Below are 19,497 nucleotides of genomic sequence, written 5' to 3'. Positions count from 1 at the left end.
CTTGGCGGGGAAGACCGACGACAAGGATGGGCATGCCGATCACACCTGCCAACGGACAGACCGCCGGGATCCAGGCGGCGAGCACAGCGGACGGCCCCGCCGTACCGATCATGCTGGAGCTGGTCGACGAGGACGGCAAAACGATCGGCACCGCGGAGAAGCTCGCCGCCCATCAGCCCCCCGGACAGCTGCACCGGGCGTTTTCGGTCTTCCTCTTCGACGAGAAGGGCCGGCTGCTGCTGCAGCGCCGGGCCCTGTCGAAGTACCACTCCCCCGGCGTGTGGTCCAACACCTGCTGCGGGCACCCGTACCCGGGCGAGACGCCGTTCGCGGCCGCGGCCCGGCGCACCGCGGAGGAGCTGGGCCTGGCGCCGACGCTGCTGGCCGAGGCCGGTACGGTGCGCTACAACCACCCCGATCCGGCCTCCGGGCTGGTGGAGCAGGAGTACAACCACCTGTTCGTCGGGCTGGTGCGGGCCGAGCCCACGCCCGACCCCGAGGAGATCGGCGAGATCGCGTTCGTGACGCCGGAGGAGCTGGCGGAGCGGCATTCTCAGGCGCCGTTCTCCGCGTGGTTCATGACCGTGCTGGACGCGGCGCGCCCGGCGGTCCGCGAGCTCACAGGGAAGTCGGCGGGCTGGTAGCGGGCGGGACGAGGGGCAGCTCGGCCCAGATGGCCTTGCCGCCGTTCGCGGTGTGCTCGACGTCGCACTTGCCGCCCGCCTCCGCGGTCAGTGCCTTGACGAGCCACAGACCGCGGCCGCCGAGGTCCCCCTCGTCCGCTTCGAGCGCCTTGGGGCGGTAGGGGTGGTTGTCCTCGACCGCGACCCGCAGCCAGTTCGCCCCGATCGTCAGCTGTACGACGATCTGGGGCGAGAGCAGGGCGGCGTGCTGGACGGCGTTGGTGACGAGTTCGGAGACGATCAGCAGCAGACCGTCCATGACATCGGCGGCGACCGGCACACGCTGTTCGCCGAGCAGATCCCGTACCGCGTGGCGCGCCTGCGGCACCGACGACTCCAGCGCCGGGGCGATGAAGCGCCAGGCACCTTCGTGCGCGAGCGGGGAGGTCAGCTCCTCGGGGGGTTCTGCGGGGGGTCCGGAAGGCATCCTCACAGGAAGAGTGTTGAGAATGCATTGGTCCGGACCGGCCTGCTGAACACAAGTCAGCACTTATCGACGCCTTCTGACCGATGCAGTGCGGCTCGATCGGCCCGGCGACCGCTTCTGTCCGCTTTATTCCTTGTTCCAGGAACGAAGGGAAACGGCGACCGAACGGTACCCGCCACGACGGGTCGGCCGTCGCCCTTCCTCGGCTCAGGGACCGGATCCGGCCACTTTTCGCGCCTCGGCCGGACGAAGGCCCGTCGTCGGCCGGGAACCTTCGCGAACCGCTCCCGCGGGCCGGCATACGACAGCAGGCCCGGTGCCTGAGCACCGGACCTGCTGTCTTGAGGAGTAGCGGGGACAGGATTTGAACCTGCGACCTCTGGGTTATGAGCCCAGCGAGCTACCGAGCTGCTCCACCCCGCGTCGGTGAACACCACATTACGGGTCGTCCGCCGCGGGACCAAATCGTTTGCCGGAGGGGTGGCCCGGCTCACACCGCGCGGTCGGTGATCCGGCCGGCCTCGACCTCGATGCGGCGCGTGGTGTGGACCGCCTCCAGCATCCGCCGGTCGTGCGTGACCAGCAGCAGCGTGCCCGGGTACGTGGCGAGCGCCGACTCCAGCTGTTCGATGGCCGGAAGGTCGAGGTGGTTGGTGGGCTCGTCGAGGACGAGGAGGTTGACCCCGCGGCCCTGGAGGAGGGCCAGCGCGGCGCGGGTGCGCTCCCCCGGCGAGAGGGTGCGCGCCGGGCGCAGCACATGCGCCGCCTTCAGGCCGAACTTGGCGAGCAGGGTGCGGACGTCGGCGGGCGACAGGTCCGGTACGCAGGCCCGGAAGGTGTCCATCAGGGGCTCGTCGCCGAGGCCGCGGCCGCCGAAGAGCTGGCCGCGCGCCTGGTCGATCTCGCCGACCACGACGCCGGGGCCCAGCGCGGCGTGGCCCTCGTCCAGGGGGAGCCGGCCGAGGAGGGCGGCGAGCAGGGTGGACTTGCCGGAGCCGTTGGGGCCCGTGATGGCGACCCGGTCGGCCCAGTCGATCTGGAGGTCCACCGGGCCGAAGCGGAAGTCGCCGCGGCGGACCTCGGCGCCGCGGAGGGTGGCCACCACCGCGCCGGCCCGGGGCGCCGCGGCGATCTCCATCCGCAGCTCCCACTCCTTGCGCGGCTCCTCGACGACATCGAGGCGGTCGATCAGGCGTTGGGTCTGCTTGGCCTTGGCGGCCTGCTTCTCGGTGGCCTCGACCCGGCCCTTGCGGGCGATCTTGTCGTTGTCGGGGGCCTTGCGGCGGGCGTTCCTGACGCCCTTCTCCATCCAGTTGCGCTGGGTGTGCGCGCGCGTTTCCAGGGCGGCCTTGGTCTCCGCGTACTCCTCGTACTCCTCGCGGGCGTGCCGCCGGGCCCGTTCGCGCTCCTCCAGGTAGGAGGCGTAGCCGCCGCCGTAGGTGTTGACCTGCTGCTGGGCGAGATCGAGCTCGACGACGCGGTTCACCGTACGGGTCAGGAACTCGCGGTCGTGGCTGACCAGGACCGTGCCGGCGCGCAGCCCGGTGACGAAGGACTCCAGCCGGCGCAGGCCGTCCAGATCGAGGTCGTTGGTCGGCTCGTCCAGCAGGAAGATGTCGTAGCGGGAGAGCAGCAGTGAGGCGAGCGAGGCGCGGGCGGCCTGGCCGCCGGACAGGGAGGTCATCGGCTGGTCGAGGCTGACCGTGAGGCCGAGCTGGGCGGCGGTCTCCTCAGCGCGTTCGTCGAGGTCGGCGGCGCCCAGCGCGAGCCAGCGCTCGAGGGCGACGGCGTACTCGTCGTCCGCGCCGGGCCGCTCCTCGACCAGCGCCTGGGTGGTGGCGTCCAGGATGCGCTGGGCATCGGCGACGCCGGTGCGGCGGGCGAGGAACGCCCGGACGGATTCTCCGGGGCGGCGGTCGGGCTCCTGCGGGAGGTGACCGACGGTGGCGGCGGGCGGGCTGAGCGCGAGCTTGCCCTCCTCCGGGGTGTCCAGGCCGGCCAGCAGGCGCAGCAGAGTGGACTTGCCCGCGCCGTTTGCGCCGACGAGGCCGATCACATCGCCGGGGGCGACGACCAGATCGAGACCGGAGAACAGGACGCGCTCGCCGTGGCCGGCGGCGAGGTCTTTGGCGACAAGAGTTGCTGACATCAGGCCGCCGATCGTATCGGGCCGCCCCTGATGGGTCGCTCTAATATCCGGGACATGGAACCGGCTCTGAAGACGCATGTCAGCGACGGCACGGCGACCGTCACCATCAGCAACACCGGCAAGCGGAATGCGATGACCGTCCAGATGTGGCGGGATCTGCCGCCGCTGCTGGAGCGGCTTTCGGGCGACCGTGCCGTACGGCAGCTGGTGCTGACGGGTGAGGGCGGGACGTTCTGCGCGGGGGCGGACATCGGGTCGCTGCGGGACGCGTCGGGTGAGTCGCAGGGGCTTGCGGTGGCGGCCGAGGAGGCGCTGGCGGCCTTCCCGGGGCCGACGCTGGCGGCGATACGCGGGTACTGCGTGGGGGGCGGCTGCCAGTTGGCGGCCGCCTGCGATCTGCGGTTCGCGGAGGAGGGGGCGCTGTTCGGGGTGACACCGGCGAAGCTGGGGGTCGTCTATCCGGCGTCCGCCACCCGGCGGCTGGTGCGGCTGGTGGGACCCTCGGCCGCCAAGTACCTGCTCTTTTCCGGGGAGTTGATCGACTGTGCACGGGCGCTGCGGACCGGGCTGGTGGACGAGGTACTGCCCGAGGGCGAGCTGGACAAGCGGGTCACGGACTTCGCCGCCGTACTGGCCGGCCGGTCGTTGCTGACGCAGACCGCGGCGAAGGAACTGGCGGGCGGCACCTGGGACGTCCTGCCCGCCGACGCCGAGGAGCGGGGCGCGTACTGGGCGGCGCAGGCGCGCGAGAGCGGCGACACCGTGGAGGGTGCCGCCGCCTTCCTGGAGCGCCGGGCGCCGCGCTTCACCTGGCACGCGGGGTGAGCGGCGCGGCGGTGCCTACTCCTCCCCGGCCAGCACGAAGCGGCCACGCTCCCGCATCAGCGCGGTGACCTCGGCCGGGGCCTTGTCGGGGGAGCCCGCGTCGTAGGGCGGCTGCGGGTCGTACTCGATGCCGAGCTGGATCGCCTGGGCCAGGGTGTCCCCGGCGATCCGGCCCACCAGCGTCAGCCCCATGTCGATCCCGGAGGAGACACCGGCCGCCGTGACGTACTTGCCGTCGAAGACCACCCGCTCCCCGGTCGGCTCGGCACCGAATCCGGGCAGCTGGTCGAGGGCCAGCCAGTGGGAGGTCGCCCGGCGTCCCTTGAGGAGGCCCGCGGCGCCGAGGATCAGCGAACCGGTGCACACCGAGGTGGTCCAGGTGGTGTGGGCGTCCACGACGCGGATCCACTCCTGGAGCGGTTCGTTGTCCATCTGTGCGATCTGCCAGCCGCCGGGCACGACGAGGATGTCGGGCGCGGTGACGTCGGCCAGTGCGGCATCGGCGACCAGGCCCAGGGAGTTCAGGTCGTTGCGGTAGGTGCCGGTGCGCTCGGCGACGAACACCGTCTCGGCGCCCGGCAGCCGGCTGAGCGTCTCGTACGGGCCGACGGCGTCCAGGGTGGTGAAGCGGTCGTAGAGAAGGATCGCGATCTGCATGTGGGGCTCCTTTGGGTGGTTGGCAGCCGGCTGTTGGTGGTTGGCAGTTGGTGGTTGCGCAGCACGGGAATACCGCCTGGCCCGGCCACGTTGTGGGCCCCGTGGGGGGCGCCCGCATCCCCTACGGGTTCCGTTCGACCGCCCCGTACGGGTACGGCCAGGTAGCGGTACGGCTACGGCGGTTCAGCCCGTCCAGGGGCACCGCCTGTTCAGCGGCACCGCCTGCTCAGGGGCACCGCTCGTCCAGCGGCGCCGCCGCTCAGCTCACCGGCGCAGGGGACGGCTGGAAGCGGCGGCGGTATTCGGCCGGTGCGGCGCCCAGCACGCGTACGAACGCACGGCGCATGGCCTCGGGGGTGCCGTAGCCGCAGTGTCGGGAGACCTCCTCGATGCCGTCGGCACTGTCCTCCAGGCGCCGTCGGGCGGCCTCCAGGCGGGTGCGGTCGACATAGCGTCCCGGCGTCATCCCGACCTCCTCGCGGAACGCGCGGGCGAAGTGCCGCGGCGACAGTCCGGCGCGCGCCGCGAGGGCGTCGACGGACAGATCTGCCGCCGGGTTCTCGGTGATCCACTGCTGGACGTCACGCAGCGGGCGCCGCTCGGCGGTCTGGACGGCGAGTTGGGCGCTGAACTGGGTTTGGTTGCCGGGCCTGCGCAGAAAGACGACAAGGTGGCGGGCGATCGTCAGCGCGAGGTCCCGCCCGTGGTCCTCCTCCACCAGGGCCAGCGCCAGGTCGATCCCGGCCGTGACGCCCGCGGAGGTGACCAGGTCGCCGTCCCGTACGTAGATCGGCTCCGGTTCGACGCGGACGGCGGGGAACCGGCGCGCCAGGGTGTCGCACAGCGACCAGTGGGTGGTCACGCGGCGCCCGTCGAGCAGACCGGCCTCGGCGAGCAGCAGCGCCCCCGTGCACACCGAGACCTTCCGCCGGGCGCGGGGCGCCTGTGTCCGCAGCCAGTCGATCAGCCGGGGGTCGGGGGCGCGGGTGCCGTTGCCGCCGGGCACGAGGAGGGTGTGCGGCGCCTCCGCGTCGGCGAGCGCGAGGTCCGGGGTGAGCGTCAGCCCGCTGGAGGTACGGACCGGGCCGCCGTCCAGGCTTGCCGTACGGATGCGGTAGGCGCCCGGGGTGCGGACGTTGGCGCCGCTGAGGACCTCGACCGGCCCGCTGACGTCAAGGCTCTGCAGGTCGTCGAAGAGGACAACGAGCACATTGCGCTGTTCCATGCCTCCATCCTGGACAGCGGGCGCGATGGCGGCAATGACGAATTTCCCACCTTTTCTGCCACGTACCGGACTGCCACGTACCGGACTGCCGCGGACCGGACTGCCATCGCCCGGTGGCATGCCCTGCCATGGCCTGCCGTGGTCTGCCAGGACGCGCCATGCCCTGCCACGCCCACGGGAACCGGGGCCGCGGCGTAGCCATACCAAGCGGTCGGTAACCTGCTCCCATGACCTCTACGAGCGCACTGCCCGAGAACGCCGGACGTCAGTGTCAAAGCGTCATCAACACGTACCACTCGACGCACTACTTCGCACCGGAGTTCGCCGCCGAACTCGCCAAGATCGGCATCGACAACCGCGGGGCCGCCTACTTCGCCGCGCGGAGCGCCGCCATGGGCGCGGTGGGCCCCGGCACCATCGCCGCCACCTTCTACAACTTCAACCACGACCTCATCGCGCAGCACGTACCGCACGTCTGGTCGGTCGCCACCCCGGAGGCCGTACTGGAGGCCCGGCTGCGCGCGGCCGACACCACCCTGCGCCGGCTGCTCGGGGACGCGGTCATGGAGTCCCCGGAGATGGCGGAGGCGGCCGAGCTGGCGCTGCGCGCCGCCGAGGGCTGCGCCCGCCAGGCCCGGCCGCTGTACGCCGCGCATGCCGACCTCCCGGTGCCGGACGCCCCTCACCTGGCCTACTGGCACGCCGCGACGCTGCTGCGTGAACACCGCGGCGACGGCCACCTGACAGCGCTGCTCGACGCCGGACTCGACGGCCTGGAGGCGCTGGTCAGCCACACCGCCAGCGGTCGCGGCATGAGCTACCGGGGCGTGATGGCGACCCGCGGCTGGCAGGAGGCGGACTGGCAGGCCGCCCAGGAGCGGCTGCGCGGCCGCGGCCTCCTGGACGCCGAGGGCGAGTTGACCGAGGCCGGTGTCCAGCTGCGCAAGGACCTGGAGCGGACGACGGACCAGCTGGACCGGGCGCCGTACGAGCACCTGGGTGCCGAGGGCGTGGCCCGGCTCACCGAGCTCGCGACCGGTTTCGCCACCGCCCTCCTGAGTGCCGGCGCCTACCCCGCGGAGATGTTCGGCAAGTGACCCGGCGCCCGGCCGGTCGGCGCATCGGCGTGTGATAACGCGTCGCCGGGGTGTGCGTGCGCCTTCTCACACCCCGGCGCGCACGGCTGGGCGGCGCGACAGTCCGGCCCCCCACCCGGCACAATGCAGGCTCAAGCAAGCGCTGGAAGGCGGGGCAGGATCAACGTGACGGCATCCACTGTGTCCACCGGGTCTCTCGGGTCCCTCGAAGCGAGGATCGCCGAGGAACTCGGCGTCAAGGAGCGGCAGGTCAAGGCCGCGGTCGAACTGCTCGACGGCGGCTCGACCGTCCCGTTCATCGCGCGCTACCGCAAGGAAGCCACCGAGATGCTCGACGACGCGCAGCTGCGCTCGCTCGAGGAACGGCTGCGCTATCTGCGGGAGCTGGAGGAGCGGCGGACCGCGATCCTGGAATCCGTTCGGTCCCAGGGCAAATTGGACGCCGCCCTGGAGGCGCAGATCCGGGGCGCCGAGTCCAAGGCGCGACTGGAGGACATCTACCTCCCCTACAAGCCCAAGCGGCGCACGAAGGCGCAGATCGCGCGGGAGGCGGGTCTGGAGCCGCTGGCCGACGGGCTGCTGGGCGATCCGTCGGTGGAGCCGGCCGCGGCCGCCGCGGCCTTCGTGGACGAGGGCAAGGGGGTCGCCGATGCGGCCGCCGCCCTGGAGGGCGCGCGGGCCATCCTGACCGAGCGGTTCAGTGAGGACGCCGACCTGATCGGCGAGCTGCGCGAGCGGATGTGGACGCGCGGACAGGTCGCGGCGAAGGTGCGCGAGGGCAAGGAGGAGGCCGGCGCGAAGTTCGCCGACTACTTCGACTTCGCCGAGCCGTTCACCGAGCTGCCCTCCCACCGGGTGCTGGCCATGTTCCGCGGCGAGAAGGAGGAGATCCTCGAGCTCGCGCTGGAGCCGGAGGCCCCGTCGGCCGCGACCGAGGGCCCCAGCTCGTACGAGCGGTCCATCGCGCGCCGCTTCGACATCGCCGACCGGGGCCGCCCGGCCGACAAGTGGCTGCAGGACACGGTCCGCTGGGCGTGGCGCACCCGCGTCCAGGTGCATCTGGGGATCGATCTGCGGCTGCGGCTGCGGCAGGCCGCCGAGGACGAGGCGGTCCGGGTCTTCGCGTCGAACCTGCGCGATCTGCTGCTGGCGGCGCCCGCCGGGACGCGCGCCACGATGGGCCTGGACCCCGGTTTCCGTACGGGTGTGAAGGTCGCCGTGGTCGATGCGACGGGCAAGGTGGCCGCCACCGACACCATCTACCCGCACGTGCCGCAGCAGAAGTGGGACGCCTCGCTGGCCACGCTGGCGAAGCTGGCGCGCGAGCACCACGTCGAGCTGATCGCGATCGGCAACGGCACCGCCTCCCGCGAGACCGACAAGCTGGCGGCCGATCTGATCGCCGCGCAGCCCGAGCTGAAGCTGACGAAGGTGATGGTGTCCGAGGCGGGCGCCTCGGTGTACTCCGCCTCGGCGTTCGCCTCGCAGGAACTGCCCGACATGGATGTGTCGCTGCGCGGCGCGGTGTCCATCGCCCGGCGGCTCCAGGACCCGCTGGCCGAACTCGTCAAGATCGACCCGAAGTCGATCGGCGTCGGCCAGTACCAGCACGACCTGTCCGAGCTGAAGCTGTCGCGCTCTCTGGACGCGGTGGTCGAGGACTGTGTGAACGGCGTCGGGGTGGACGTCAACACCGCCTCCGCGCCGCTGCTTTCCCGGGTGTCGGGCATCGGTTCGGGCCTGGCCGAGAACATCGTCGCGCACCGCGACCAGAACGGTCCCTTCCGCTCCCGCAAGGCCCTCAAGGATGTGGCGCGGCTCGGCCCGAAGGCGTACGAGCAGTGCGCGGGCTTCCTGCGGATCCGGGGCGGTGACGACCCGCTGGACGCGTCCAGCGTGCACCCGGAGGCGTATCCGGTGGTGCGCCGGATGGTCGCTTCGGCGGGCGGTGAGGTCGGTTCCCTGATCGGCAACACGACCGTGCTGCGGACGCTCGACGCCACGGACTTCGTCGACGACTCCTTCGGTCTGCCGACGGTCAACGACATCCTCCAGGAGCTGGAGAAGCCGGGCCGCGACCCGCGTCCGGTCTTCAAGACGGCGACCTTCAAGGACGGCGTGGAGAAGATCGGCGATCTGCAGCCGGGGATGCTCCTGGAGGGCGTGGTGACCAACGTCGCCGCCTTCGGGGCGTTCGTGGACGTGGGCGTCCATCAGGACGGGCTGGTGCATGTGTCGGCGATGTCGAAGACGTTCGTGAAGGACCCGCGGGATGTGGTGAAGCCGGGCGACATCGTGCGGGTCAAGGTGCTCGATGTCGACATTCCGCGGAAGCGGATCTCGCTGACGCTGCGGCTGGACGACGAGCACGGCAAGGGTGCATCGGCGGGCGGCGGCGAACGCCGTGGGGGTGGCGAGCGCCGCGGCGGCGGTCCGCGCGAGGGCGGCGGCCGGGGCGGTGCGCCGCGGCCGCGGCAGGGCGGCGGCGCGGGACGCGGCGGGGACCGCCGGGGCGGCGGTCGCGAGGCCGGGCCGGCCAATGACGCGATGGCCGATGCGCTGCGGCGGGCCGGGCTGCTGGGCAAGGAGGGCGGGCGGCGGTAGGCGTCGGCGTTACGAGCAAGCGGGCGGGGCTGACGGCTGCCTCGCGGGCGGGCGGGCGGCGGGGGCGATGCCTCCGCCGCCCGCCCGGCCCGCGCCCGGCCCCCGCCTGCCCATCACGGGAATATCCGCCGCACCCAGCCGCGTTGTGGCCCGCAAGGGGCGCCCGCACCCCCTAAGGGACGCCCCCACGGGATCCGTTCGACCACACCCCACCGCGCCCGGCTGCCCCACCACGCCCGGCTGCTGCCCCGTCAGGGACCTGCCGTCCTGGACCGGTCCCGGCCATCCTGACCACCGGTCAGGCCGTGCTTCGCGGCCCGTTGCCACAGTGCGGCCGCGGCGTCCTCCGGGGACAGCGAGCCCCGTGCGAGGTGGAGTTCTTGCTGGTGGCGCAGGGCCGCGCCGATCATGCGGCTCTGCGGTATGCCGAGCAGAGCCATGATCTCCTTGCCGTTCAGGGCGACCGGCACGTCCGGCAGCTTCTCGTACTCGGCGCGCTCCGCGGCCTCGCGCTCCGCCGCGGCACGCGCCGCCCGCAGACACTCTTCCCACGCGTCGTAGTGCGTCGCCCCATGGGCCTCGCTCGCGGCGTGGCGCCAGTCCTCCTCGTCCCGCGCCTGACCGAGGCCCACTTCCAGGAAAAGGTCGTAGTGGTCGGGCTCCTCGGCGCCGCGCGTCGACACCACTCCGAGCCGGGCGAGGGCGGCGTTGATCGGCCAGGCGTCCCGTGGGCCGGTGAATGCCGAGGTGCGCTCCGGCCCCCACACCTGCGCGCCGGCTCGCCACACCGACGCGGTCCGGGTCCCACTGCCGGCCCAGAAGTCCGCCTTCACATGAGCGATCGGCCCGACCCGTGACGCCTCGGCCGGGAGGTGCGGCAGCTCGTCCCGGAGCGGCCCGGTGAGCGGTATCAGCCCCTTGCGCTGGTGGAGCGGCGCGACCACCGCGTACCGCACCTCGGAGGCCCAGGTCCGCAATCGGTCGAAGTCGCCGATGACGGAGTCGAGTCGGTAGGTCATCGGCTCAACGTAGGCGGGGCCGCACGGGCCGGCGAGCGGATTCGCCGCGGTCGTCATGATCCGTTGTCAGTGCCTGCTGATACGAATAGGAGCAGCTGAGAACGGGGGTGGTGGCGCATGCGGCACGGCACGAAAACGGTGGGGCACCGGCCGGTGGTCGATCTGACCGACCGGCGGGCGCTGGAGCGCCGGCAGCCGGCGGAGCCGGCGGTGGTGGAGGAGGCGCGTCGGCTGAAGGAGGCCGCGCTGCTGGATTTCGGGCTGACGGATTCCGTGGTCGCGTCGTGGATCTACGCGAAGTGCCATCATCAGATCCCGACGACGGCCGTAGCGACCGCCGCCGTGGTGGCCTCGGGTGACGGCACCTGCCCGCTGCTCTACAACCCGGACTTCTTCGTCCGACTGGGCCTGGACGGCGTGAAGTTCGTCCTCTTCCACGAGGCGCGGCATCTGGTGCACCGCCATCTGTTCGCCGATCCGGAGCTGCGCGAGGATCCGGCCTTCACGCTTGCCGCGGAGGTCGCCATCAATCATGTCGCGCTCGTACGGCTGGGCCGCGGGCAGCTCCCGGTGCTGGACGGCAGCCCGGTGGGCGTGGACCCCCGCGAGGTCCACCGGGACTATGTCGCCGATCTGACGGACCAGGGTCTGGAGCCGGTCTCCTACGACGACTTCGTCGAGACGGACATGAGCGTGTTCCGCGAGCTGAAGCGGATGAAGCAGCAGCCGGTCCGGACGTCGGCATGTGTGCATCTGGACGACCCCACGGCGGGGGCGGATCAGGAGACCGTCGACGGAGCCGCCTCTTCCGCGCTGCTCAACACCTTGCTGGCCGCGCGCCGCGGACACCCGGGCGCGGAACAGGAGTTGCTCGACCTGATGGACCGTACGGACGGGACGTCGGAGCATGCGAGCCGGGTGTGGGGGCGGCTGGGTGCGGGGGTGCTGCGCGGCGAGACCGCACGGACCGGCAAGGTCGACTGGTGGCAGCGCTGGCTCGTCGACGTCCTCGCATCGAAGCTGCGGGAGGGCGAGCGGCTGGTCTATCCGAAGAAGCGCGGCGCGCTGCTGGCCGCGCTGGGCCACGACCCGATGCTGTCGCGGCGCGGGCCGGAGCGCGAGAAGGTCCTGGTGATCGCCTACGACACCTCGGGGTCGATGCCCGCCGGGGTGGTGGACTGGCTGACGCGGCTGGTCGGCGAGATCGACGGGGTCTCGGCTCATTGGCTGTCGTTCGACGGCGTGGTGATGCCGTTCCGGCCCGGCGAGCGGGTGTACGGCGGCGGGGGCACGAGCTTCCAGGCCGTGGCCGATTACATCGAGGGCCGTACGGCGGTCGACGGGCAGCAGTTCGACGAGATACCGGACGCGGTGGTGATGCTCACCGACGGCTATGCACCGCACATCACCCCCGCCGAGCCGGACAAGTGGATCTGGCTGATCACCGAGGGCGGCGACGACTGGCCCGACAACCACACCCCGCAGATGGCCTGCCACCGGGTGACGACAGGAGAGCGATGAGCGCGACCATGCAGACCACGAGGCCGGGGCCGGCCATCGGCGGCGAAAAGACGCGCTGGCGGGCGAACGCCACGTACCCGAAGGCACCCGAGGGCTGGACGGGTGTCTCCCGGCTGGAGTCGTTCATCGACGCGATGATCGACATGGGGCAGACCGGCCAGATCTTCGGCGAGCACGGCATCGGCAAGACCGCCACGTTCTTCTCCCATCTGCCCACGGCGTATCCGGACGCCGAGCTGGTCTTTGTGCCGGCCGCCAATCTCACGCCCGACGATCTGCTCGCCAACGCCCCGGTGCGCGACGCCGCAACGGGGGAGCTGGTACTGCGTCAGCTGGTGATGAGCCAGCTGCGCCCCGGTAAGCCGTTCGTGCTGCTGATCGACGACTCGTTGCAGGCCGGGTCGACGATCCAGTCGCAGCTGATGCAGATCGCCTGCAACTGGACGCTGGGCGAGCACGACCTGCGGGCGCTCGGCTGCATCGGTGTCTTCCTGACGGACAATGAATCGCTGGCGGAGACGGCGGCCCGGCGCAGCGATCTGGCCGTGCTCGACCGGATGGTGACGATCCGTATCACCGCCAATGACACGTCCTGGCGGTACAAGCTGGCGGCGAAGTACTCCGAGTGGAATCTGCGCGAGGTGTTCACCGCCTGGGCGGCCCTCGGGCCGGAGCTGCGCGAGATGCTCTCGCCCCGCACCATCGATCACATCCTGGCCAATGCCCGCGAGGGGTTCCCGCTGCGCTGGGGGCTGCCGCTGGTCAACGGCGAGCGGCTGCGGCTGCGCGCGCAGCGCGGGGACGGCAAGCCCGGCAAGGACCGTACGGCGGAGATCCTGGACGGGATCGCCGCGGCGGTCGGCGCGGCCAATCCCGCGACGATCCCGGATCCGGTCCGCTCCGTCGTCCGCGCGGCGCTGCGCAATCGCTGGTCGGTGCTGCTGCAGGGGCCGCCCGGATGCGGCAAGACGGAACTGGTGCGGGAAACGGTGCGGGAGGGGCTGGACGGGCGCGAGCCGCTGTACTTCTCCATGCCGGTGACCAATGTCGAGGACCTCTGTGCGCCGATTCCGACCACCGACGGATCGCTGGACAACCTCCTGGCAGGGCCGTTCCTCGGGCCGGATCCGAAGGTGATCGTCTGGGACGAGTACAACCGCCCCAAGGACAAGGCGGCGTTCGCGAAGCTGATGGAGATCACTCAGGAGTGGTCGCTGGCGGGTCGGGAGATCGAGAATCTGCGGGCGCAGATCGCGGTACAGAATCCGCCGTACCACCTCGGCCGCAAGCTCATGGTCGCCCGAAACAACATCGCGCAGGCGACCCGTTTCACCGCATCGCTGACGATCGAGCCCGCGGACATCCCGGCCAATGAGTGGCTGATCGCGAAGTACGGCGCGGTCGCCGAGACGGTCCTGGAGTGGTGGAAGCACGACATCGACGAGGACGGCCGGGCCTGGATCACCAAGCGCACCATCGAGCGGCTGATCAAGCTCCACCAGCGGGGGCTGCCCCTGGAGATGGGCATGGTGTATCTGGGCGACGGCGAGTACGCCCCGGTGCCGCTGAGCGCCCTGATCGACCGGCTCAGCGATCGTCCGGTCACCGGGCTGCGGGAGCTGGCCGACGGCATCGACACATGGGAGGAGCGGCTGCGTACGGCGGCGGCCGAGTCGAGCGAGGGGTCCAACGACAGCGATCTGGTCCACCAGATCCTGGCCAACGCCGAGTTGTCGCAGCTCAGGGCGCACCAGGATGCGGTGGTCCGGTTGTTGCCGCTGCTGCCGCCGAAGCTGCGCTCCACGTACCTGGTCGGCGCGTCGAACGAGGCACAGCGGTTCTGGATCGAGACGTTCGCGCGGATACCCCGGCAGTGAGGCGGGGCGGCCGGGCGTCGCCGTTCTGCGCTACCAGTCGGCTTCCCGGTAGTCCTTGAGGAAGACGCCGGAGACCGGGTCGCCCGCCTCGCCGCGCACTATCGGGTCGTAGACGCGGGCCGCGCCGTCGACGACGTCCAGGGGCGTACGGAACCCGGCCCGTGCGCTCCGGTCCTTGATGGGCAGCGGGTTCTCATCGGTGATCCAGCCGGTGTCGACGCTGCACATGTGGAGGCCGTGGGCGGCGAGTTCGGGTCCGCTGGTGCGGGTGAGCATGTTCAGGGCGGCCTTGGCCATATTGGTGTGCGGATGGCGGCCGGTCTTTTTGTGGACCGCGAAGCGTCCCTCGACGGCGCTCACATTCACCACATAGCGGCGGGGGTGCGGCGAGGCGAGCAGCAGGGGCAGCAGGCGATCGCAGAGGAGGGTGGGCGCGAGGGCGTTGACGAGCTGGGTCTCCAGCAGCTCGGCGGGGTCCAGGTCCCCGAGGCGGACGGTCCAGGAGTTGGCGGGCGAGGCGTCGGGCAACAGACCGGCCTCGTCGACGGCGAGCTCCGCCGCCGGAGCAGGCGGCGCGGCGGGTACGGCCTCGGGTACGGCTGCGGGCTCGGGCGCGACCGCGGTCCCGGGCACGGGCACGGCTGCGGGCTCAGGTGCCATCACGGTCCCGGGCACGGGTACGGCTGCGGGCTCGGGTGCCATCACGGTCCCGGGCTCCGGCTCGGCCCGCGGTACGAGCCCCAGCGCCCCGGCCTGCTGCCGGTCCATCAGCGCGAGGTCCGTACGGAAACCGGGCGCAAGGCGTATCCCGTCCGGCAGTTCGCCCCGCTCCCCCGCCGTCAGCAGCGCATACGACGCGGGCGTCCGGCGGATGGTCTGCGCCGCGTTGTTGACGAGGATGTCCAGCGGGCGGCCCTCCTCGCGCAGCGCCTGGCACAGCCCGAGCACCTGGCGGGGGTCGCGCAGATCGATACCGACGACGGTGAGCCGGCCCAGCCAGTCCGCGCTGCCCGGCGCGGCCTCGAACCGGCGCCGGGTGTCCCGCGGAAACCGGCTGGTGACCAGCAGCTCCGCGCCGTCGCGCAGCATCATCAGCGCCAACTGGAAGCCGATCTTGACCCGGCCGCCGGTGAGCAGCACCCGGCGCCCGGTCAGATCCGTACGGAGCGCGCGGCGCGCGGCGTTGTCGCGGGCACACGCGGGACAGAGCAGGTGATAGAAGGAGTCGGTCCGCCGGTAGAGCGCTTTGCAGACGTAGCAGCGGCGCGGGCGGAGCAACTCCCCGCCGGTACTGGCCTGTTGGTCCAGGGCGGTGTCCTCGCGCCGCTCCGGCGCGCCGGTGGCCGTGGCGGCCAGTACGGCGGCGTCGGCCACGGCCTGCCGCCGCTTGCGCTCCTTGCGCCGGGTCATCCGGGCTTCCCGTACGAGCGTCCCCGCGGCCCGCTCCGCCCGTACCCGCCTGGGGTCGTCGAGGGGCAGCACCCGCAGCCGTGCGATCGTGCGGTCGAAGGCGATGAGTTCGTCGTCGGTGATGGCGGCGCCGCCCGCGATGGCCGCCGGGTCGTCTCCGGTGGCGGCAGCGTCGTCTCGGGCGACGGTGCCGCCAACGGAAACCGCGGCGTCCTCGCCGACCGTGTCGGACTCCACCGCCCCGGCCGCGCCCCCTGTGTCCACCTCAGTCCGCATGGCCCACCCCCGTGACGCGCTGTTGCCCCTTGCCCAATGATCACCCTATGCGAGCTGCCGGAACGGGACCTCGACACGGGTTCGCCGGATGACGGGCAGCTCGGGCGGAGGGGTCTCGGCGTGCGCCGCAGCCGCCACGGAGTCCGTGCGCCGCGGAGGGGTACCGGCAGGGCCCTCAGGGCACCCCACCCGGCCCCGACGGCCCGGCCCGGCCCCGAACGCCGCACGGTCTCCCGATGACCGTCGGCCCGCCACCGTCACCCGCACCCGCACCCGCACCCGCACCCAAGATCGCGCCGTTCCCCCCCGGGCCCCGATCACCCAGCGGCCCCGGCCGAAGCCCCGTCCGAAGCCCCGTCCGCCGGTGCAGAGCACGTCACCCTTCAGCCGGGAGGGGATGCCGCAGGCCCACGAGGATGGCGCAGGAGCGACCCTGCACAAGGCGACGGCCCGCTCCGCCCCCGCCGCTACCCCGCCCCCGCATACCCCCGCATCCGCTCCAGTTCCGCAGCCACGTCCGTGAGGGTGGCGCAGTCCGGGTCGGCCGACAGCGCGGGAGCGGGTGTGCCGGTGTCCCGGCGGTGCGGGTGCTCGAAGGCGTCGGCCATCGCGGAGAGCGCCTGGCACAGCCGCTCGGCCTCTTCGGGGCCGGGGCGGCGGGCTCCGTGGTCGAGGCGCACGGCGCACGCGGTGGCGGCGTCGACGATGCGCTCGGCCGCGATGACCGCGGTCAGCCAGTCGGGGTCGCGGTCGCGGGCGGTGCGCAGTTCGGCGGCTGCGGTCTCGGCCGTCGTACGGGCCTCGGCCAGTGCCCGGTAGGCGGCGCGGCGCAGGGCCAGCCGCTCGGTGGGGTCCTGTCCGGGTGCGGAGTGCAGGACGTGCCGCAGAAAGCGTTCGGTGGCGCGCAGCGCCGCGGTGACCCGCTGGCCGACCCGGCGGCGGGGGTCGGCGAGGTGCGGAAGATGACCGACGACGAGGACGATGCCGCAGGCGATGGAGGTATCGACGATCCGTTCCCAGGCGGCCTGCGGAGCTCCGGCGACGTGCACGAACGACAGCACCATGAGGGTGATCGCGACGGTCTGCAGCGCGAAGTGGCGGGTGGCGAACGGCAGGAGCGCGCCGCCCGCTCCGGCCACCGCGGCGGGCCACCACGCCCCGGCCCCCGACCAGGTCAGCAGCTGCCCGGCCGCGGCGAAGACCAGGACGCCCGCGACCGTACCGGCGAAGCGGTTGACCGTACGGGAGAACAAGGGGCCGAGGTCCGGCTTGACCAGGAAGGTGGCGGTCACCGGGAGCCAGTACCAGTGGTCGGGGCGCAGCAGCAGGGCCACGGCGGCGCTGGCGGCGATGCAGAGGGCGACCCGCAGTCCGTAGTCCCGTCCTGCGGGTCCGAGGAGGCCGCGTCCCGGGCGGGTCCGCCGGCGGATGGCGCCGAGCACCCGGCGGGCCGGGGACGGATGTTCGGGGCCGCCGGAGGCCGCCCCGGCCGGTGGCGGCGGCTCGGTGCGGGAGAAGGTGACCACCGCGTCCAGCAGGGCGCGGTCGAAGGCGCCCCGCGCCGCCGAACTGGGCTCCGGAGCGGACAGCCGTCCCGGTGGCCGCCCGGTCCGCAGGGCGTCGGCGAACCTCCGGGGGCTCTGCGCGACGCGCGGCGGCAGCGGGCGGGCCTCCCACAGGAGCGCCACGCCTGCCTCGCACAGGGACGTCGCCGCGGCGAAGCGCTCGGCGAGCAGCAGCTCCTCCGTACGGGCCGTCCGGCGCAGCAGCCGACCGGTCAGGCGGAGCAGGCGCAGGGCCTCGTCGGCGCGGTCCAGGGCGGCGGTCAGCCGGCGGCGGGCGGGCTCGGCGCCGGGTCCGCCGACCGCGCCCAGGGCGTCCGCGAGCGCGTCGAAGACGGTGGCGACGGCCGCGCGCTCGCCGCTGAGCGCACCGCCCGCGGGGCGCGGCGGGCGCAGTACGAGGCGCAGCAGAAGCAGCCACAGGCAGCCGGCGAGGACGTAGAGGGCCTTTTCCCAGGGCGCGCCGGGGAGCGGCATGCCGGCGCCCAGGATCGTGGTGGCCAGCATCTGCATGCCGGCGGTGGAGCGTACGGGTCCGGCGACGCTTCCCGCGCCGGAGACGAAGCCGACCACGAACAGTGCCGGCACGGTCCACCAGTCCGCGCCGGCCGCCTGGAGCGTGGCGCCCATCAGGATGCCGAGCGCCGAGGCGAGGGCGGGCAGCCCGATGTGGACGATGCCGGTGCGGCGGGTGCCGGGGCGGTCGTTGACGCCGGCCAGCATCGACCCGAGCCCGGCCAGTACACCGGCCGCCGTACGGCCGGTGGCGATGCCCGCGCCGAGCAGCGGTCCGGCGCACAGCGCGCCGCGGGCGACGGCGGCCCACGGGACGGGCAGCCGCTGCCAGCGGAAGGGGTGGGCGAGCCAGGCGGGCAGGGCGCGCGGAGCGCGGGGCATGGGTTTCCTCATCGGCCGACGGTGCTGCTACCAGCCTAAGGTCCGGTTTTGTCCGGATGACGGCCGGCGGGTTACACCAAGATCACGCGGTGGTGGCGCCGCCGGGACGGGCACCCGAGGCCGGGGCACGGCCGTAGAACGGCAAACCGCGCCGTCCACCCCCGCCCTACCTTTCCGGACCCGCCCTCCCTTTCCGGACGGCTTCCGGACGCCTTCCGGGCGGCCCCTTCTCGACGCCTTCCACCGCGGTTAGCGTCCTGCCATGACGATCGATGCGGATGAGGTGCTGGTGATCGGCGGCGGCGTGACCGGGCTGACGTCGGCCGTCACGCTGGCGGAGGCCGGCCATCGGGTGCGGCTGGTGAGCCGGGAGGCGGCGGACGATACGACGTCGGCGGTGGCCGGCGGGCTGTGCTGGCCGTATCGCATCCAGCCGTACGAGCGGGCGGTGCGCTGGTCCCTGCGGTCCTTCGAGGTCTTCGAGGCCCTGGCGCGGCGCCCGGCCGGGACGGGATCGCGGATGGTGACGGGCACCATGACCGACCCCGCACCGGACCGGGACGACGGTCTCGCCGCGTGGTACGACGCGGTACCCGGGTTGCGGAGGGCGCGCCCGGACGAGCTTCCCGCGGGGTGCCGGGCCGGTTGGCGGGCCCGTACGCCGCTGGTCGACATGCCGGCCCATCTGCGCTATCTGGAGGGGCGGTTGAGGGACGCGGGCGGCATCGTGGAGCGGCGTTCCCTGGCGTCCCTGGAGGCCGCCGGGCAGGAGGCCGCGGTCCTGGTGAACTGCTCGGGGCTGGGGGCCCGGGATCTCGTACCGGACCCCGAGGTCCACCCGGTGCAGGGCCAGGTGGTGATCGCGGAGAACCCCGGTATCGAGGAGTGGTACGTCTCTGCGGATCCCGGGGCCGACGCGACGTGCTACGTCCTGCCTCAGCCGTACGGCGTCGTCCTCGGCGGTACGGCCCGTGCGCACGCCTGGGGGCGGGAGCCGGACCCGGCGGTGGCGGAGGCGATCGTGGCGCGGTGCACCCGGCGCTTCCCGGAGCTGGCACGGGCCCGCGTGCTGGCGCACAAGGTGGGGCTGCGCCCGGCCCGTTCGGCGGTGCGGCTGGCGGCGGAGCGGCTGCCGGGCGGAGCGCTGTGTGTGCACAACTACGGGCACGGGGGCGCGGGGGTGACCGTGGCCTGGGGGTGTGCGGAGGAGGTGGCCGCGCTGGTCCGGGCGGCGGCTCAGCCGGGCTGAGCGGCCGCGGAGGGCCGGG

General features: G+C 72.8%; 14 protein-coding genes and 1 tRNA gene. 7 read left to right on the top strand and 8 right to left on the bottom strand.

The window, feature by feature from the left end; genetic code table 11:
* Positions 1 to 32: 32 nt before the first annotated feature.
* Positions 33 to 644 (top strand): isopentenyl-diphosphate Delta-isomerase, encoded by a 612-nt coding sequence (idi, locus tag AC5677_RS32940; RefSeq protein WP_497191530.1) that lies wholly within the window; start codon positions 33 to 35, stop codon positions 642 to 644.
* On the opposite strand, the gene AC5677_RS32935 is transcribed toward idi, so the two are convergent.
* The 3 genes from AC5677_RS32935 to AC5677_RS32925 form a co-directional block, all read right to left on the bottom strand.
* Positions 619 to 1,110: an ATP-binding protein gene (locus AC5677_RS32935; protein WP_497191529.1), complete on the bottom strand. Its 492-nt coding sequence runs from the start codon at positions 1,108 to 1,110 to the stop codon at positions 619 to 621. The two genes, idi and AC5677_RS32935, sit on opposite strands and share 26 nt — an antisense overlap.
* A 349-nt stretch (positions 1,111 to 1,459) precedes the next feature.
* A tRNA-Met gene (locus AC5677_RS32930) sits at positions 1,460 to 1,533 on the bottom strand.
* Between the two features lie 67 nt (positions 1,534 to 1,600).
* Positions 1,601 to 3,259: an ABC-F family ATP-binding cassette domain-containing protein gene (locus AC5677_RS32925; protein ID WP_497191528.1), complete on the bottom strand. Its 1,659-nt coding sequence runs from the start codon at positions 3,257 to 3,259 to the stop codon at positions 1,601 to 1,603.
* A gap of 54 nt (positions 3,260 to 3,313) precedes the next feature.
* On the opposite strand from AC5677_RS32925, the gene AC5677_RS32920 reads away from it, so the two are divergent.
* Entirely contained in the window at positions 3,314 to 4,084 is a 771-nt protein-coding gene (locus tag AC5677_RS32920; RefSeq protein ID WP_497191527.1) for an enoyl-CoA hydratase/isomerase family protein, read from the top strand.
* A gap of 15 nt (positions 4,085 to 4,099) precedes the next feature.
* Here the strand turns inward: AC5677_RS32920 and AC5677_RS32915 are convergent, their stop codons facing one another.
* The gene (locus AC5677_RS32915) at positions 4,100 to 4,741 is read right to left on the bottom strand and encodes a DJ-1/PfpI family protein (protein WP_497191526.1); all 642 of its coding nucleotides are present in this window, start codon (positions 4,739 to 4,741) and stop codon (positions 4,100 to 4,102) included.
* A gap of 259 nt (positions 4,742 to 5,000) precedes the next feature.
* Entirely contained in the window at positions 5,001 to 5,966 is a 966-nt protein-coding gene (locus AC5677_RS32910; RefSeq protein ID WP_497191525.1) for a GlxA family transcriptional regulator, read from the bottom strand.
* Between the two features lie 227 nt (positions 5,967 to 6,193).
* Here AC5677_RS32910 and AC5677_RS32905 point away from each other — a divergent pair, with 227 nt between their 5' ends.
* Positions 6,194 to 7,063: an SCO6745 family protein gene (locus AC5677_RS32905; protein WP_497191524.1), complete on the top strand. Its 870-nt coding sequence runs from the start codon at positions 6,194 to 6,196 to the stop codon at positions 7,061 to 7,063.
* A gap of 165 nt (positions 7,064 to 7,228) precedes the next feature.
* Positions 7,229 to 9,667: a Tex family protein gene (locus AC5677_RS32900; protein ID WP_497191523.1), complete on the top strand. Its 2,439-nt coding sequence runs from the start codon at positions 7,229 to 7,231 to the stop codon at positions 9,665 to 9,667.
* A gap of 251 nt (positions 9,668 to 9,918) precedes the next feature.
* On the opposite strand, the gene AC5677_RS32895 is transcribed toward AC5677_RS32900, so the two are convergent.
* A complete protein-coding gene (locus AC5677_RS32895; protein ID WP_497191522.1) occupies positions 9,919 to 10,686 on the bottom strand; it encodes a hypothetical protein in 768 nt (255 codons plus the stop codon).
* 117 nt (positions 10,687 to 10,803) lie between these two features.
* On the opposite strand from AC5677_RS32895, the gene AC5677_RS32890 reads away from it, so the two are divergent.
* Together AC5677_RS32890 and AC5677_RS32885 are read left to right on the top strand one after the other, a co-directional pair.
* Complete coding sequence (locus tag AC5677_RS32890) at positions 10,804 to 12,207, top strand: DUF2201 family putative metallopeptidase (protein ID WP_497191521.1); 1,404 nt, start codon at positions 10,804 to 10,806, stop codon at positions 12,205 to 12,207.
* Positions 12,204 to 14,084 (top strand): ATP-binding protein, encoded by a 1,881-nt coding sequence (locus AC5677_RS32885; protein WP_497191520.1) that lies wholly within the window; start codon positions 12,204 to 12,206, stop codon positions 14,082 to 14,084. The genes AC5677_RS32890 and AC5677_RS32885 overlap by 4 nt, the downstream gene beginning before the upstream one ends.
* A gap of 30 nt (positions 14,085 to 14,114) precedes the next feature.
* On the opposite strand, the gene AC5677_RS32880 is transcribed toward AC5677_RS32885, so the two are convergent.
* Complete coding sequence (locus AC5677_RS32880; RefSeq protein WP_497191519.1) at positions 14,115 to 15,770, bottom strand: SDR family NAD(P)-dependent oxidoreductase; 1,656 nt, start codon at positions 15,768 to 15,770, stop codon at positions 14,115 to 14,117.
* A gap of 467 nt (positions 15,771 to 16,237) precedes the next feature.
* Positions 16,238 to 18,229, bottom strand: a complete 1,992-nt coding sequence (locus tag AC5677_RS32875) for an FUSC family protein (RefSeq protein WP_497191518.1) — start codon at positions 18,227 to 18,229, stop codon at positions 16,238 to 16,240.
* 262 nt (positions 18,230 to 18,491) lie between these two features.
* Between AC5677_RS32875 and AC5677_RS32870 the strand changes: the two genes are divergently transcribed.
* Positions 18,492 to 19,478, top strand: a complete 987-nt coding sequence (locus AC5677_RS32870; protein ID WP_497191517.1) for an FAD-dependent oxidoreductase — start codon at positions 18,492 to 18,494, stop codon at positions 19,476 to 19,478.
* Positions 19,479 to 19,497 lie beyond the last annotated feature (19 nt).

The organism is Streptomyces sp. JLSY215 (genome assembly GCF_059682825.1).
Note: the sequence above shows the minus strand (reverse complement) of the source record. Positions and strands in the feature narration are given on the sequence as shown.

Coding starts and splice junctions, on each gene's coding strand:
- AC5677_RS32875 (WP_497191518.1), bottom strand. CDS start 18,229: ATGCCCCGCGCTCCGCGCGCCCTGCCCGCCTGGCTCGCCCACCCCTTC.
- AC5677_RS32880 (WP_497191519.1), bottom strand. CDS start 15,770: ATGCGGACTGAGGTGGACACAGGGGGCGCGGCCGGGGCGGTGGAGTCC.
- AC5677_RS32910 (WP_497191525.1), bottom strand. CDS start 5,966: ATGGAACAGCGCAATGTGCTCGTTGTCCTCTTCGACGACCTGCAGAGC.
- AC5677_RS32915 (WP_497191526.1), bottom strand. CDS start 4,741: ATGCAGATCGCGATCCTTCTCTACGACCGCTTCACCACCCTGGACGCC.
- AC5677_RS32905 (WP_497191524.1), top strand. CDS start 6,194: ATGACCTCTACGAGCGCACTGCCCGAGAACGCCGGACGTCAGTGTCAA.
- AC5677_RS32935 (WP_497191529.1), bottom strand. CDS start 1,110: ATGCCTTCCGGACCCCCCGCAGAACCCCCCGAGGAGCTGACCTCCCCG.
- AC5677_RS32925 (WP_497191528.1), bottom strand. CDS start 3,259: ATGTCAGCAACTCTTGTCGCCAAAGACCTCGCCGCCGGCCACGGCGAG.
- AC5677_RS32870 (WP_497191517.1), top strand. CDS start 18,492: ATGACGATCGATGCGGATGAGGTGCTGGTGATCGGCGGCGGCGTGACC.
- AC5677_RS32885 (WP_497191520.1), top strand. CDS start 12,204: ATGAGCGCGACCATGCAGACCACGAGGCCGGGGCCGGCCATCGGCGGC.
- AC5677_RS32920 (WP_497191527.1), top strand. CDS start 3,314: ATGGAACCGGCTCTGAAGACGCATGTCAGCGACGGCACGGCGACCGTC.
- AC5677_RS32890 (WP_497191521.1), top strand. CDS start 10,804: ATGCGGCACGGCACGAAAACGGTGGGGCACCGGCCGGTGGTCGATCTG.
- idi (WP_497191530.1), top strand. CDS start 33: ATGCCGATCACACCTGCCAACGGACAGACCGCCGGGATCCAGGCGGCG.
- AC5677_RS32895 (WP_497191522.1), bottom strand. CDS start 10,686: ATGACCTACCGACTCGACTCCGTCATCGGCGACTTCGACCGATTGCGG.